The sequence below is a fragment of the Acetobacter thailandicus genome, from assembly GCF_011516655.1.
GTDB lineage: Bacteria > Pseudomonadota > Alphaproteobacteria > Acetobacterales > Acetobacteraceae > Acetobacter > Acetobacter thailandicus.
Map to the genome: position 1 here is coordinate 68,323 of NZ_WOSV01000003.1, position 15,681 is coordinate 84,003.

Here is a 15,681-nt window from a genome sequence, read left to right on the forward strand (position 1 = left end):
AGAGCATGACGATAACATCCCACTGGCAACAAATGCCTTCCTCCGGACGTATGTTTGTCCGTTTCTGGGGGGGATGTTTCGTATTGACCGGTATTCTTGTCATCAGCCTTCAGGTCATGGGCCCTCCCCGGCTGGACGGGGATGATATTGATGTCGCCTCTTCTAACCTCAATCCTGGCTCCCGCAATGTTATTCCGGCCCCCTTACCTGAACTGCAGGAAAAACACCGGGGTCCGAATGGCTTTCCTCTTCCCAAAAAAGACGCAAAGGGACGCACACCACGCCTTGCTTATGCCTCTCCTACTGTTGAGGTCCCGCCGGGTAATGCTGAAGTCGCTCTTGTTATTACCGGCATAGGGGATGCCAGAAACCTGACAAATGAAGCTATGGCTTCTCTGCCGGCACCGGTCACATTTGCTGTTTCGCCTTATGCTCCTGAAATGAAAAAATTGCTCGAGCAGGCACGTCTTAACAACCACGAGACACTTCTTGCCCTCCCTGTTCAGCAGGATTCAAAATATGATCCGTCTGCCGGAGAAGATGTGACAGGCTCTTATGCGCTTGGCCCTGGCCTCTCTCCGGAGGAAAATCTCCAGAATTATAAATGGGCTCTTTCCAGCCTCAGTGGCTTTATTGGTGTCACAAACGGCTTCCCCGGTTCCGGCACTGAAAGCTACACCCTTTCCAATGCCTTCTCACCCATTCTTAAAGATATTGACGACCGCGGTCTGATTTATCTGAATGCCACGCCTGAAACCACACCCAGAACAAACGGCCCTGGCGGCACAGTAGACGTCAACATCAATACAGATACTGACATTATTAAAATTGACATTCAGCTGCTCAAGCTCCAGCAGGCAGCCCGCCGCAACCATAGTGCCATCGGGATTATTGGGCCGCTGCGGCCGGTTGCTCTGGCCTGCCTGAGAGCATGGATCCCTCACCTGGAAGATGTCGGCATTACCCTTGTGCCTCTTAGCATGCTTGCCAAAACCCCTGATATTAAGGCAACAGCATCTGACGCCGGAGCCAATACTCAGGACGCATTACCACATAAAACAATCTTTCATATTGACCTGAATAACCACATGCAGCCAGCCGACAGTGCTCAGTCACCTCAGCCTTAAGCCCTTACTTCAGTTTATAAGATGCAGGATAATTATGATGCGCGACTCTTCCGGTTACAGCCTGCCATATCGCCGTAATGTCGGAGCTCTGATTTTTCGTGCAGATGGTAAAATTCTCATAGCCCGGCGGGCAGATATGCCAGGAGCAGGCGGGCCTTTGTCAGAAGGTGTCTGGCAGTGCCCCCAGGGTGGTATTGATAATGATGAAGCTCCGGATAGTGCGGTACTACGCGAAGCTGAAGAAGAGATCGGCACGACTAAGCTTTGCATCGTGCAGGAATGCTCTGACTGGATAAGCTATGACTTTCCTGACCATCTGATTGGAAAAGCCATGGGCGGGCGTTTTCGCGGGCAGACACAAAAATGGTTTGCGCTGGCTTTTAGTGGTTCTGACAGCGACATTAACCTGAACCTGCAAAACCCACCTGAGTTTGATGCTTTTCGATGGATTGAACTGGAAGCTCTGCCTGAGCAAAATGTTGGGTTTAAAAAACCCGTTTATGAGAAGCTGGTTGCTTATTTTTCAAAGCATCCACTCATTTACCCTGCTGCGACACGCTGACAGCATTATCTCTTCTCTGGGTTCCAGCGCAGACATCGGGCATAAATCCCGTCAACTTTAACAGCACTCTTAAACATCAGGGGTATGATAAACACCCTCATCGTTGCTTGCGCAGCCTTACTAAAAAAGGCCGCCGAAGCGACCTTTTTCAGTAAATTAATGAGCTGGTTTTGCCTTACCGTCTCCTTTAAGAGGAGACAGCAGGTAACATAGTGGCACGCATAAAAAAGCACCGATACCCAGTGTCATAAAGACCTCGTTATACGTCAGAATAGAGATCTGACGTGAGAACTCACTGAACAGACTATGCTGCGCAACAGCAGCCGCAGCCTGATGTGTCGCCCCTCTGGCCTGGGCAGCAGCCTGCACCTGATTGAGGTAATCGTTATAAGGCTGATGATAAGGGGTCATCCAGTGCACCATATGAGCCTGATGAGCCTGCCGGCGTTCTGTCAGCAAAGCCGTCGCACCCGAAATTGCCAGTGACCCCAGCACGTTACGCGCCATTGAAAAGAGAGCAGAAGCATCAGAGTTAAGATGCTTAGGAATAGTCGAGTAAGCAATAGTCGAAAGTGGCACAAACAGAAATGCAAGACAGGCTGTCTGACTCATACGGAAAAGCACAAGATGCCTGAAATCGAGGGTCGGCACGAGGTCGGCTGAGAAAAAGAACGAGCATCCCATAAGCGTAAAGCCCAGCGCGATAACATTACGCACACTGGTCTTCGTCATTAATTTGCCGACCAGCGGGATCAGAAAAATCACAGCAACCCCGCCCGGAGACAATACCAGGCCTGACAATGTTGCCGTATACCCCATCACCTGCTGTGCAAACTGAGGCACAATTAACGCTGAGGCATAAAGCAGCGCTCCCATAGCCCCCATCAGAGTTGTGGCAACAGCAAAATTGCGGTCTTTAAAGACGCGCAGATCAACTGCAGGGCGTTTTGCACGCAGCAGCCAGAAAATAGCGCCTCCTAAACCCAGAACCGCCATAACGGCCATAATACGAATAAAGTCTGAACCGAACCAGTCCGCATCTTCTCCGCGGTCAACCATGACCTCAAGACAACTGAAACCAAGCGTAATCAGACAGATACCAACTGTATCAATAGGAGATTTCTGCTTTACTGCCCACGGCGGATCATCAACTGTGAGAATCACACCAAGAGTTGTCAGAAAACCAAAAGGCACATTGATAAAAAAGATCCAGCGCCATTCAAAGTTATCCGTGATCCAGCCACCAAGCGTCGGCCCGATAACTGGTGCCACTACTGTTGCAATGGCTGTCAGACCAAAAGCAGCGGCACGTTTTGCCGGAGGGAAACTGTCAAGAATGATCGACTGCTGCACCGGCTGCAAACCACCCCCGAAGAACCCCTGCATCATGCGGAACACGATAAGCTGGGTCAGCGATGTCGCCATGCCACACAGAAACGAAGACACTGTGAACATGGTGATACAGATCATAAAATAACGTTTGCGCCCGAAGACCTTACCCAGCCAGCCAGAAATTGTCAGCACAATGCCATTGGCAACCAGGTAAGCTGTCAGCGTCCACGTCGCATCGTCATATGTGCTCGACAGGCTACCCGCAATATGTGGCAACGACACGTTTACAATGGTCGTGTCCAGAATTTCCATAAATGCGGCCATGGTCACTACAAACGCCACAATCCAGGGATTATGGCGGGGCTTCCACTCTGCCGCAGATGTTCCGGGCTGTGTACTCATTATTTTGTATTTTCAGTCACCGTTGATGGAACTGGCTGTGCAGCAGATGTTGTCCGGGGCGGAACACCATCCGGACGTCCGGGAGTATCAACATGCACAACCGGCTCGACTGACAGACCAAGCGCCAGCTGCTGTTCAGGGTTCAGTCCTTCATCAATGATGATTTTAACCGGAACACGCTGAACAATTTTAACATAGTTACCCGTAGCATTTTCGGGAGGGAACGCACTGAATGTTGCTCCCGTTCCCTTTTGCAACGAATCAATATGCCCTTTCAGCTTAAGTGACGGATACGCATCAACATGAATATCCACTTTCTGGCCGGGTCTCATATCAGTGATCTGGGTTTCTTTATAGTTAGCGACAACCCACACTTCAGGCTCTACAACTGACAACACATGCTGACCCGTTGCAACATAATTACCCTGTTCGATATTACGTTCTGAGATCCAGCCATCACATGGCGCACGAAGCTCTGTCCAGCCAAGGTTGAGAACAGCGTTATCAAGCCTGGCCTGAGCTGTTTTAACCTGACCTTCCTGCTGGCTGACCTGAATTTTGGTATTCGACACATTAGGCTGCACCGGCTCGGCGATCTGCAGAAGACCTTCAGCCTGCATAACCTGCGCCTTTGCCGCATCAAGAGCAGCCCGTGCGTAATCAATATCCTGCTGCGATGTTGCAGCACGCTGCACACGCATCTGACGTTTATAATCGGTCTCAGCTTTAAATACCTGAGCCTTCGCTGCGGCAAGGCTGCCCTGAGCTTCAACCAGATGCCCGGGATACGTTTTCTGAGCAACCAGATACATCATCTGAGATGCTTCAAAAGCAGCCTGCACCTGCTCAAGGTTACCCACGGCTTCATCGCGCTGTGCTGTCCAGTCCCGCGGGTCAATACGCGCAAGCAGCTGCCCTTTGCGAACAAACTGGTTATCATTGACATAAAGACCAACGACATAACCACTGACATGCGGTGCGACAGACACAGCCCGGCCGGCGGTAAAAGCATCGTCCGTCTCGACTTCATTACGTGTGAGATAAAAATACACGCCTGCCAGAACAGCCAGAGCAACAATAACAATTGTCAGAACAACCTTACGCGTTCCGCTTTTCTTTGGGGGTGCACTATTTTCTTTTGCAGATACTTCTTCAGACTGTTCACTATGGACTTCGGCCATTCTGCTCCCCGCTTTTCAACATACACCGTGTAGATTTTCCGACTCACGGCACATTCAACACCACACCGCTGACCGATCGGTTCGGTCATTTTGTGGCACGATCATCAAACCACTTCAAGCAGTACTATGCAGAATGTTAACGCTGCCCTATTATAAATGATAGCGTTTTTCATAAAAAAATTATTTAAAAACAAATAATTATACTTTTTACCATTCCTGAAAAGACACTCTACTGCTCCAGACTTTGCGTACGTACAAGACGGGCATATAAACCATTTTTCTCCATAAGAGTGTCATGGTTACCCTGCTCAATAGCCCGCCCGTCCTGCATCACCACAACCAGATCAGCGGCTCTGACTGTAGAAAGCCGGTGCGCCACGATAATTGTTGTCCGGTCATGGCGAATACGTGCAAGAGCCTGCTGCACGGCGGCTTCATTTTCACTATCAAGCGCACTGGTCGCTTCATCAAGCAGCAACAGCCGCGGGTTACGCAAAAAAGCCCTCGCCAGAGCAATGCGCTGACGCTGACCACCTGACAGGAACTGACCGCCGGAGCCGACACAGGTTTTATATCCCTCAGGTAACTCAAGAATAAAAGCCTCTGCCGCGGCTGCCCGGGCGGCTGCATGCACTTCAGCCTCGGATGCATCCGGCTTACCCAGAAGAATGTTCTCATAAACCGGAAAATCAAACAGAATCGGGTTCTGGCTCACATAGGCAATGGCTTTACGCAGGCTCTCAATCTGCAAATGACGAAGATCCTGCCCATCAAGCAGAATACTGCCAGATGTCACATCATGCAGGCGTGGCACCAGTGATAAAGCTGTTGATTTACCCGCACCCGACAAGCCCACGAGAGCGACGACCTGACCAGCCTGAGCCTCAAAACTAAACGAATCAAGTCCAACACGCCCGTCATTATAAATAAAACCAACATCTTTAAATATCAGATGTCCGCCGCCAGCAGGTAAAGGAACAGCATCTGAAGCCTCAGTCACCGCAGGTTTTTCATCGACAACACTGAAAATTCTGACCAGTCCGGCCAGCCCCTCCTGCAAGGCGGCGTGAAGAGCCCCTAATGCTCTGAGAGGACGTGCCGCCAGCAGCAAAGCCGCAACGAACCCGGAAAAATCACCCAGCGTTGTGCCAGACATAGCAGCCCGCCAGCCGGCAAAACCAAGAACCGCAGCCACTGCTGTTCCCCCCAGCACTTCAAGCAGAGGGTCAACTCTGGCACGTCCCTGGGTAATGCTCAGCATCGCCTTATGAAGACGCTCGAAAGATGTAACTGCGCGCGCTGTTTCTTCCTGCTCCATACCGTAGACCCGCACTGTACGGGCCTGAGAAAAGCTCTCTGTCAGAAACGCCGCAGTCTCCCCGATCTGCTCCTGCATCCCGCCTGAAGCCCGTCTGACCTTTTTACCTAATTTCTGAATAGGTACGACCGCAACCGGATACAGTAACGCAGCAATCAGGCTCAGCTCCCAGTCCATATAGAACATTGAGACAATAAGGCCTGCAATTGTGACCGTATCCCCCAGGGAGTTAACAACCTTAATCATCGCTTCACGAATAGAAACAGCGTCTGTTGTAAAGCGTGCGGCCAGTTTTGCCGGTGCTTCCTGCTCTATCCGGGTGACATCTGCCTGTATCAGGTGGCTGAACATGATATTTTGCAGGTCACGAATAACCACCAGCACAAGCCCCTGCGCTGCCAGTGTCTGCGCATATTGTGACACAGCTTTTGATGCTGTCACAATCACCACGAGCATCGGTACCTGATACAGAATACGCGGATCATGCGAGGCAAACATATCCAGCGCGCGCTGAATAACCAGCGGATAAAGCGCCGTGAGGGCCGCCATCACAACAGTCAGCAGCAAAACAGCCAGAATACGCCCCGGGTAGTGCCTGACCTGCCCCCCCCATAACCGGCGCAGCAGCGCACGGGTATCATCCGGAGATAAAACCTTACGCGCAGGTTTTTGTTTTTTCTTTCGCTTACGTCCACGAGGAGCATGCTCTGTATCATCAGATACCGAATGAGCCTGAGAAGCGGAAGACGCAGAATGTGTACCAGAAGCGGAGGAGCGTGAAGACATCATACCGTTCCTCTACCAGCCTCACGACAAGAGGTAAAATCCGTCAGCAAAAAATTCTGCTGCTATTTTATCTGCCTCAGGTTCATGGCTTGTTTAAGGCATGCCTCCAGCCCCGCCTGACACCCATGCTGTTGCCACCACTGGCGCACCTCTGTGAGAACACGACCAATATCCGGGCCGGTAGCAAGTCCTGCGTCGCACAGATGTTTACCTGCCAGCGGAAAAACCGGTACGGGCATATCGCGGATGCGCGCCCTCAGAGCGATAAACGATTCTGCCAAAACAGATGGTGAGAATGACGCGTCAGCCTGCGCAAGCCAGACCAGAGCAAGTAGCAGGTCTTTAGATTTATCAGATAAGAGATAACGTAATGCATCATCGCTGATATCAGTCGCGGGTGCCTTGTTACACGACACTGCTACCAGATAGCGCGTTTCTGCACGTGACAGTTTCAGGCGTCTGGCCAGCCCGGAAGGATCTTCCGCAATTAATGCAGCCAGTCGCAAAACCGGATCGGCGGGGGCGCCAGCTGCAAGTAGCGCATCGAAACGGGAAATCGTAACACCTGAAGGAAAAAGAACAGACAGCACGCCCGTCTCCTCCATCAGGCGAACCTGACCCCGGGCCCCCTGTCCGGTTAGTATTTTCTGCATTTCCGACCAGATGCGCTCAACAGATAAACGCTTAAGCCAGTCTGCATTCTCCCTGATCGCACTTATCGCCTCAGCATCAGGCTCAGTACCACCATAACGTCCCTGAAAACGAAAAAATCGTAAAATCCGCAAAGCGTCTTCACGGATGCGTGCAGATGCCTCTCCCACAAAGCGCACTCTGCCAGCGGCAAGGTCTGCCTGACCACCGAAATAATCCGTCAGCTGCCCATGACGGTCACGAAACATCGCATTAATCGTAAAATCACGCCGCTTTGCATCCTCTGCCCAGTTGCTGGTCCAGCAGACAGAGGCATGACGCCCGTCAGTCGTGACATCGCGCCGCAATGTCGTAATTTCATAAGGCTGCCCCTCCATCACAGCTGTAACTGTTCCGTGCGCCAGGCCGGTGGGTACGACTTTAATACCCGCAGCTTTAAGGCTGGCCAGAACCTCTGCCGGAGGCTCTGGTGTCGCGAGATCAATATCAGACACAGGCCGCCCCGCCAGCAGGTCTCGCACAACACCACCAACCAGACGCGCCTGAGGCAAAACACGCCACAAGGCAGTCAAAGCATTACGCTGCTTCGTCGTAAGCCCGGTACTCCCCTTTGAATAATCCTCTGACACGCCAGGCTGCATCATGCTTCAGGTTCTTCGGGGGGCATTAACGAGAGAGGAAAAAAGCTGTCACAGCTCCACACCCCCATGCAGGGGATACCATGACACTGCCCGGGCTCAGCCAGTGCTGCCAGCTCATACCACACAGAGCGCGACAGGCGCGCCTCAACAGGAAAAAGACCATCACCGGCACGTACAGTCAGGTAAGGCGGACAGGCACCCTCTGCACAAAAATCAGAAGAAATTTGCCATCTGGTCCGAATCGGATGCTCACGGTCAGCAACAACAGGCTCATCTGTATTTGTGCAAAAACACAGTTTCTGCATGCGGCCACACCCCGACCACTCAAGCTTCACAGCCTGAAACGGAGCATCCTCCACATCAATATATCCTGTTTCAACAGGTGTACGAAGCAGATAAGCCCCCTCCGAATCACGAGTCAGAACAGAGCCAAACAGACACACCATCGCCTTACGATTTAAAGGCTCTCCTTTGTACAGCCACTCCCCGTTTCTTTTAATCAGAAACGGCAGCTTTCTGACCTGCGAACCTGAAGCAGACCGATCAGAGGTTGTATCAGAACAAGAATGTGTCGTGTTCAGGTGTAGATCTTCTTCATCGCGCACTGACAGATAATCCTGTAATAACTGTTTCACTGCTCAGGACATGATATAGGGTGAATACCCTACTTGATGTAAGACCCATATCTGCACAGACTGGACACATGGCCGTATCAGACAAAAAACATTCCGCTGCTCTCTCTCCTTCTGCCCCACCAGATGTCAGAAAAGCTGATGATCTGTGTGAGCACCTCAAAGCTGTGCAGCAGGAAATCTCGCGCATCATTTTTGGTCAGGACCAGGTTGTTAACCAGACCCTGATCACTATCCTCGCCGGAGGGCACTGCCTTCTGGTTGGTGCACCGGGACTGGGCAAAACATTACTGGTGACAACGCTGGGCACCGTGCTGGGCCTGGATACACGACGTGTACAGTTTACTCCTGACCTGATGCCTTCTGACATCACCGGCAGCGAAATTCTCGATGAAGATAACTCAGGGCGACGCAGCTTTCGCTTTGTACCCGGGCCGGTATTCTGTCAGCTGCTGATGGCAGATGAAATTAACCGTGCCAGCCCCCGCACACAATCTGCTCTGCTTCAGGCCATGCAGGAACATCAGGTGAGCGTTGCCGGCACCGAGCATCAGCTACCCGCACCTTTTCATGTGCTCGCCACGCAAAACCCGATGGAGCAGGAGGGAACCTATCCGCTGCCAGAAGCACAGCTCGATCGCTTCATGCTGCAAATTCCACTCACCTTCCCTGATGAAGCGGCTGAAAGAGCTATGCTGCTGGCAACCACCGGCACAGAAAAAGCCACCCCTGAACGCATTATCTCCACCGAAATTCTCAGCGAAGCGCAGGCACTGGTCCGTACGCTGCCAATTGGCGAAAAAATAGTCGATGCTATTTTAAAACTGACCCGTGCCGCCCGCCCCGAGACAACCAGAGATGAAACTCTGCGCCGTCATATTGCCTGGGGTCCTGGTCCGCGCGCAGCACAAACCCTTATGCTGGCAACCCGCGCACGGGCGCTGCTGAATGGTCGCCTCTCTCCCAGTATAGATGACGTCATTGCCCTTGCACGCCCGGTTATGGCTCATCGTATGGCACTGACTTTCGCCGCCCGCGCAGACGGTGTGCAGATTGACTCTGTCATGACACAGCTTTTAAAAATTCTGGACTAAAGTCTCTTGAGCACACCGGTCCTGCGCCTCAGAAATTTTCTCGGGCGCCTTTCCTCCAGAGGCAGGCAGAGCGTCGCTGATGATTTTACACATACAGCCTCACAGCCTCCCTCATCGGGACATGCACCAGCTGATGGCTCTCTGTCAGGGTTTATAGCCTCTCAGGCTGACGATCTGGCTTCGCGCCTGCCTGCGCTTCTGCTTGAAGCCAGTCATGTCGCAGCCTCTCTGAGCACCGGGCAGCACGGCCTGCACCGTGCGGGCAGCGGCGAAAGTTTCTGGCAGTATCGCCAGGCTCAGCCTGGTGAACCTGTCTCACAGATCGACTGGCGCCAGTCAGCACGCAGCCAGTATGCTTATGTACGCGAAACCGAAGCAGAAGCACCACAAACAGTTCTGCTCTGGTGTGATTTATCAGCCTCCATGCAATGGCGTTCTGCCTCAGACCTGCCTGAAAAACGGGACCGGGCCCTGCTCCTGCTTCTTGCCACCGCCAGCCTGCTTTTACGCAGTGGTGAGCGCGTACGCATCCTTACACCATCAGGTCAGGCTACACGCCATGCGACAGGGACCCCTCTTGAACGTCTGGCTCTTGGTCTGCTTGAAACCTTACGAAACAATGGTGGCCAGGTGCCCGCCCTACCAGCGGCAGCACTCATACCCCGCTATTGCAGACTGATTATAGTCAGCGATTTTTTATGTGATGACACCGAACTGGGCAAACTGCTCAGCCACTGTGCCGGCCAGCAGGTCAGAGCACATCTGGTGCAAATTGGAGACCCGGCCGAACGTACACTCCCTTACAAAGGGCACATTACCTTTGAGGGACTTGAGCAGGAACCTGAGCTCGACCTGCAGCATGTTCAGTCTTTGCAGGATGCCTATCAGTACCAGGTCAGACTGCGTGAGACAGCTCTCACCGCCCTGGCAACACGCCACAACCATTCGCTGACAGTACATAACACTAACAACTCCCCCCTGCCGGCACTTATGAGCATACAGGCGCATATGCATAATAAAGGTCAACTGACAGAGGTGCCTGCATGATTTTTCTTGCTCCCCTGGCTTTATGTGGCCTTCTGACCCTGCCACTGGTCTGGTGGCTGCTCAGGGCAACCCCGCCACGCCCACGCCAGATGCGCTTTCCGCCATTGCAAATTCTGCGCACGCTGCGCCCGACCGAAAATGATGCAGCCAAATCTCCCCTGTGGCTGCTGATTTTACGCTTACTGGCTGTCAGCCTGCTCATACTGGGCCTGTCACAACCTGTTATTACCGGCACACCGCTGCCTGTTTCAGGCAATGGTGCCATAGCTCTCGTTATTGATAACGGTATGCTGACAGCCCCTGACTGGAGCAAACGTCTGAGAACGGCCTTAAATATCGTTGATAACGCCGCTCTGACCAGACGTCAGGTTTCACTCATTCTCACTGCGACGAGCAATACAGCAGACACGGCAACCTCACCTTTCACGCCCCGGCCGGCTGAGACTGTCAGACGCACACTCACCCAGTTACGTCCTGTGCCGTGGGGTGTGCGACGGGCTGAAATAGCAAAACTCTCAAAAATCCACCCGCCTGGTCATTTTGGCACCGTTATTTATCTGTCAGATGGTGTGGCGTCCGAAGGTGATGCTGCTTTTGCTCAGGCATTACAGACGATGGGGCCTGTACGGGAGATCCGTTTTCCTGATGCACCGGTTTATGTGCTCAAACCTGCGACCGGGGCTCATAATACGGCGATAGCTCAGCTTGTCACTCTGCCCGCACCACATCCGCGCCAGATAACTGTACGCCTGCACACGCAGGAAGGTGGCACACTGGCGACTATTCCCCTCACTCTGCCGGCCAGTGCCACGCAGGCTGATATTTCTGCCAGCCTGCCTTCAGCAGTAATGAACCGTATTGACCGCATCACGCTTAACGGGCTGCCAGGCGCAGCCTCTGCCTTCCTCCTTGATGAAGGTGACCGTATGCACCCTGTCGGGCTGATTACGTCAGGAGCATCTGACACCCGCCTGACAGGCCCCTTATTTTACCTGCGGCGTGCCCTGAGCCCAACGGCAGAACTGCACGAAGGCACAGGGGCGTCACTCCTCCAGCAGTCACTTTCCGTCATTATCGCTCCTGATGGCACGCTGTCTGACCCGGCCGTACGTCATACAATGGCTAAATGGATTGAACAGGGTGGCACCCTTATTCGTTTTGCAGGCCCCACCCTGGCCGGGCACAATCAGGAAAATGCACAAAATACTGAAGCTGCCAGAACTGCTGACGCAGCAACTGATCTTCTCCCGGTTCCCCTGTTGTCAGGAGCACGGCAACTGGGGGGCACCATGACCTGGGGCACTCCACAAAAGCTTGCTGCGTTTGATACGACATCGCCCTTCCACGGCTTGCAGGTACCGGCAGATGTCACGGTCTCACGGCAAATTCTCGCGAGCCCCGTTGCTGATCTGTCATCCCATAACTGGGCCAGACTGCAGGATGGCACTCCGCTTGTTACCTACACGACACTGGGGAAAGGCACGATCATACTCTTTCACGTCAGCAGCACAGCCGACTGGTCCTCACTGCCACTCTCAGGCCTGTTTGTCAGTATGCTTCAACGTCTTATTGACCAGGCAAATGGTGTCAGTGCCCCGGCAGATAACAGCCTTCTTGCTCCGGTCTTAACACTTGATGGTGACGGCGTGCCAGGCCTGCCACCACCCGAGGCACGCAGCCTGAGAGCCGATGCCTTTACCAGCACACCTGTTTCTGAGCAGCACCCTCCGGGGCTTTATGGTCCCAAATCTATGAGACTAGCCCTGAATGCCGGCACAGCCCTGCCAGCGTTAAAGGCTGAAAAGCCCGCCGGCCCGCTGCTTGATCCGTCGGGTCACAGACCAGACACGCACCTTGCAGGCTTTTGCCTGGCAGGGGCACTCATACTGCTTTGCCTCGACACAATGCTTACATTGCTGCTTCGCTCAGGCTTTCCGGGCACAAAACGATCTGTTAAATCAGGAGCCTCTCTCCTTGCCTGTTTCATCATGCTCTCTCCCTCAGCCAGAGCACAGGAAGCAATGCAAAACACACCACCTGCTGCTCTTGAAACCAGGCTGGCCTACATCATCACAGGGCATAAAGAAGTTGACGATGTCTCTCGTCAGGGGCTGCAGGGTTTGTCTGACTACACCAATGCCAGAACATCAGCCCGCCTCGGCTCTCCTGACGGAGTTATACCAGGTAAAAGTGACCTGAGTTATTACCCCATGATTTACTGGCCGGTCACGGCTGATGCGCAGGTCACTCCCGCACAGACGGCTGCCCTGACATCTTTTATGGCACATGGCGGCATTCTGTTTATTGACACTCAGGGACAGGATATGAACGACCAGAGTGCTGGTAGTTCGTCAGAGAATTTTGCCGGCGATGCTCCGGGCACTGCTGCGGCATTACGCCGTGTTACAATTGGCCTGCCTATCCCTCCGCTGACAGAAATGACCGACCACCATCTGCTGGCTCATACTTTTTATCTGCTGCACGAATTTCCTGGCCGGTATGCCGGGCAACCGGTTTGGGTCACCCGCGAGGGAGAAGCAGAAAATGATGATGTAAGCCCGGTCATTATCGGTTCAGCCGACTGGGCCCATGCCTGGGCTGTCGATGATACCGGCAACTCTCCCTATGCTGTTATTCCGCAGGGAGCTGCGCAGCGAAAAACAGCATATCGCTTTGGTGTGAATGCGGTGATTTATGCTCTGACCGGTAATTATAAAGCAGATCAGCTTCATGTACCTGCTCTGCTTAAACGACTGGGAGGGGAGTAAATCATGCTTAACCGTCTTATGCACGAAGCAGACTTCTCTCCTCTGCTGCCGCTCTGGTTTCTCATCTGTCTCGGCATTCTGGCCTTTGCGCTATGCTGCTATGCCATTATGCGCCGCACAAAGGGAGCCCTGTTCAGGCTTGCTGGCATTCTGCTGGTTCTGCTCTGGCTGAGCGGACCACAGAAACTACATGAACACTGGCGCCCACTGCCACAAACTGCCCTGCTGGTTGTCGACAACTCCCCTTCCATGCATATCAGAAACCGCGAACAGCTGGCGCAGCAGGCGGCGCATATTCTCACACAGGCCAAAACTGAAGGTCTTACACTACGCACAGTAACACTTAACAGCCCACCGCAGGACGGAACCCGCCTGTTTGACGCCCTTGAACAGGCAGCTGCCGATATTCCGGCAGACCAGTTTGCCGGGGCAATTATGCTCACCGATGGCCAGGTCTCTGATATTCCTCACACGCTGCCAGAACGTTTCACAGCAACGTCACAGGATGGCGTAACAACGCACCTGCCTCTGCACCTGCTGCTGACAGGCAAAGGCGAAGAAACTGACCGCCGCCTGCGAATATTGCAGGCTCCGCCCTACGCCATTATCGGACAACCTGTATCGTTACGCGTGCAGGTAGATGACAGCGGACCAGGTACTGCACCTGACACAAAAGCAGAGCTGAAAATACAGGTGAATGGTGAGGCTCCCTTCACCATTCCTGTTCTGACTGGCAAACCACAGGATATTTCAATCCCTGTTTCTCACACAGGGCAACTGCTTGTCAGCCTCACGGCTTCTCCTCTCGAGGGTGAAGCCTCTTCTCTCAATAATCAGACCACCGTTAATATGAACGGCATTCGTGACCGCCTGCGTGTACTGCTGATTTCAGGCACACCAAACCAGGGTGAGCGGGTCTGGCGCCGTCTGCTTAAAGCTGATCCTTCTGTTGACCTGATTCACTTCACCATTCTGCGGCCACCGGATAAAGACGACGGCACCCCGATTTCTGAGCTGGCTCTGATCGCTTTTCCGGTAAAAGCCCTGTTTCAGGATAAAATTGATCAGTTCGACCTCATTATCCTTGATGGTTTTGAGAATATGAACATTTTACCCTACGAGTATCTGGATAATATTGCCAGGTTCGTAAAAAAAGGCGGTGGGCTGCTTCTTACAGGCGGACCTGAATTTACAGGTAATGGCTCGCTGCAGGACACTCCTGTAGGCGGCATTCTGCCTGCACATGTCTCTGGCATAACCCAGCAGGCTTTCCGTCCACAGCTCACAGATGCGGGGCGCAAACACCCGGTCACAGCAAACCTGCCCGGTGCGCCGGCACCCGGGGTGAAAACGCCAGCGGAAAAAACGATACCTGGTCAATGGGGCCCGTGGTACCGCGCTCTCAAAGCTGACAGCACTCACGGGCAGGTGCTGCTAAGCGGCCCTGACAGCAGCCCTCTGCTCGTGCTGAACAGAGAAGAAAATGGCAGGGTTGCTTTCCTGCTTTCTGATCAGATCTGGCTATGGTCGCGCGGTGAAGGCGGTGGCGGCCCGCAGGCTGAGCTGCTCCGCCGTATTTCCCACTGGCTGATGAAAGAACCAGAACTGGAGGAAGAACAGCTGCACGCCAGCCTTCATGACGGCACTCTGAGCGTCGTACGCCGCAGTGCAGCAGATAAAAACGCCATAACGGTTCAGGTGCACGCACCTGATGGCCAATCTTCAGAGCTGAAACTCCGCGAAACCGGGCAGACCAGTGGCACTACGCATGGTCAGATGCAGGCTGAGCAGGCAGGGATATGGGAAGTAAGCGACGGCACACATAAAACTTTTACTGCACCTGCCCCTCTGAATACTGAAGAGTTCGCTGACCTGCGCGCAACGGCCGACAATATGAAAGCAATAGTACAAAAAAGCGGTGGCCATATTTTCTGGACGGGTGATCACCCCACTGAAAAGACGCTGCCCGGCCTTACGCTTGCACATGCTCCATCTGATTCGCTGAGTTTTCCACACAGAAATGCTCATATTGTAACCGAGCGCACAGCGACACCGTTGCTGCCATCATGGGCTATCCTTTTTGTATCTTTAGCTTTTTTATTTGCAGGCTGGTGGCGGGAAGGACGTCCATGAGCAGCTT

General features: G+C 53.2%; 11 protein-coding genes. 6 read left to right on the top strand and 5 right to left on the bottom strand.

Going from position 1 to position 15,681, the window contains the following annotated elements; all coding sequences use genetic code 11:
* The first annotated feature begins 5 nt into the window (after positions 1-5).
* Together GOB58_RS05400 and GOB58_RS05405 are read left to right on the top strand one after the other, a co-directional pair.
* Positions 6-1,127 carry a divergent polysaccharide deacetylase family protein gene (locus GOB58_RS05400; RefSeq protein WP_173559560.1) on the top strand — a complete coding sequence of 374 codons (1,122 nt, stop codon included), beginning with the start codon at positions 6-8 and terminating at the stop codon, positions 1,125-1,127.
* 37 nt (positions 1,128-1,164) lie between these two features.
* On the top strand, positions 1,165-1,689 hold the full coding sequence (locus GOB58_RS05405; protein WP_173559699.1) for an RNA pyrophosphohydrolase: 525 nt from the start codon (positions 1,165-1,167) through the stop codon (positions 1,687-1,689).
* A gap of 156 nt (positions 1,690-1,845) precedes the next feature.
* On the opposite strand, the gene GOB58_RS05410 is transcribed toward GOB58_RS05405, so the two are convergent.
* From GOB58_RS05410 to GOB58_RS05430, 5 genes are all read right to left on the bottom strand, one after another.
* Positions 1,846-3,423, bottom strand: coding sequence for a DHA2 family efflux MFS transporter permease subunit (locus tag GOB58_RS05410; protein ID WP_086554360.1), 1,578 nt, complete (start codon positions 3,421-3,423; stop codon positions 1,846-1,848).
* The gene (locus GOB58_RS05415) at positions 3,423-4,604 is read right to left on the bottom strand and encodes an HlyD family secretion protein (protein WP_086554361.1); all 1,182 of its coding nucleotides are present in this window, start codon (positions 4,602-4,604) and stop codon (positions 3,423-3,425) included. The genes GOB58_RS05410 and GOB58_RS05415 overlap by 1 nt, the downstream gene beginning before the upstream one ends.
* Positions 4,605-4,833: 229 nt before the next feature.
* Entirely contained in the window at positions 4,834-6,711 is a 1,878-nt protein-coding gene (locus GOB58_RS05420; RefSeq protein ID WP_242005236.1) for an ABC transporter ATP-binding protein, read from the bottom strand.
* A gap of 59 nt (positions 6,712-6,770) precedes the next feature.
* Positions 6,771-8,000 (bottom strand): CCA tRNA nucleotidyltransferase, encoded by a 1,230-nt coding sequence (locus GOB58_RS05425; protein ID WP_173559701.1) that lies wholly within the window; start codon positions 7,998-8,000, stop codon positions 6,771-6,773.
* Positions 8,000-8,512: a DUF1285 domain-containing protein gene (locus GOB58_RS05430; RefSeq protein ID WP_322973236.1), complete on the bottom strand. Its 513-nt coding sequence runs from the start codon at positions 8,510-8,512 to the stop codon at positions 8,000-8,002. Before GOB58_RS05430 ends, GOB58_RS05425 begins: the two co-directional genes overlap by 1 nt.
* Positions 8,513-8,703: 191 nt before the next feature.
* On the opposite strand from GOB58_RS05430, the gene GOB58_RS05435 reads away from it, so the two are divergent.
* Genes GOB58_RS05435 through GOB58_RS05450 form a run of 4 tightly spaced genes read left to right on the top strand, consistent with a single transcriptional unit; the run spans position 8,704 to position 15,674 of the window.
* Positions 8,704-9,726 carry an AAA family ATPase gene (locus tag GOB58_RS05435; protein WP_173559561.1) on the top strand — a complete coding sequence of 341 codons (1,023 nt, stop codon included), beginning with the start codon at positions 8,704-8,706 and terminating at the stop codon, positions 9,724-9,726.
* Between the two features lie 6 nt (positions 9,727-9,732).
* Entirely contained in the window at positions 9,733-10,773 is a 1,041-nt protein-coding gene (locus tag GOB58_RS05440; RefSeq protein WP_173559562.1) for a DUF58 domain-containing protein, read from the top strand.
* Complete coding sequence (locus GOB58_RS05445) at positions 10,770-13,541, top strand: DUF4159 domain-containing protein (RefSeq protein WP_173559563.1); 2,772 nt, start codon at positions 10,770-10,772, stop codon at positions 13,539-13,541. Before GOB58_RS05440 ends, GOB58_RS05445 begins: the two co-directional genes overlap by 4 nt.
* 3 nt (positions 13,542-13,544) lie before the next feature.
* Positions 13,545-15,674, top strand: a complete 2,130-nt coding sequence (locus tag GOB58_RS05450; protein WP_173559564.1) for a VWA domain-containing protein — start codon at positions 13,545-13,547, stop codon at positions 15,672-15,674.
* Positions 15,675-15,681 lie beyond the last annotated feature (7 nt).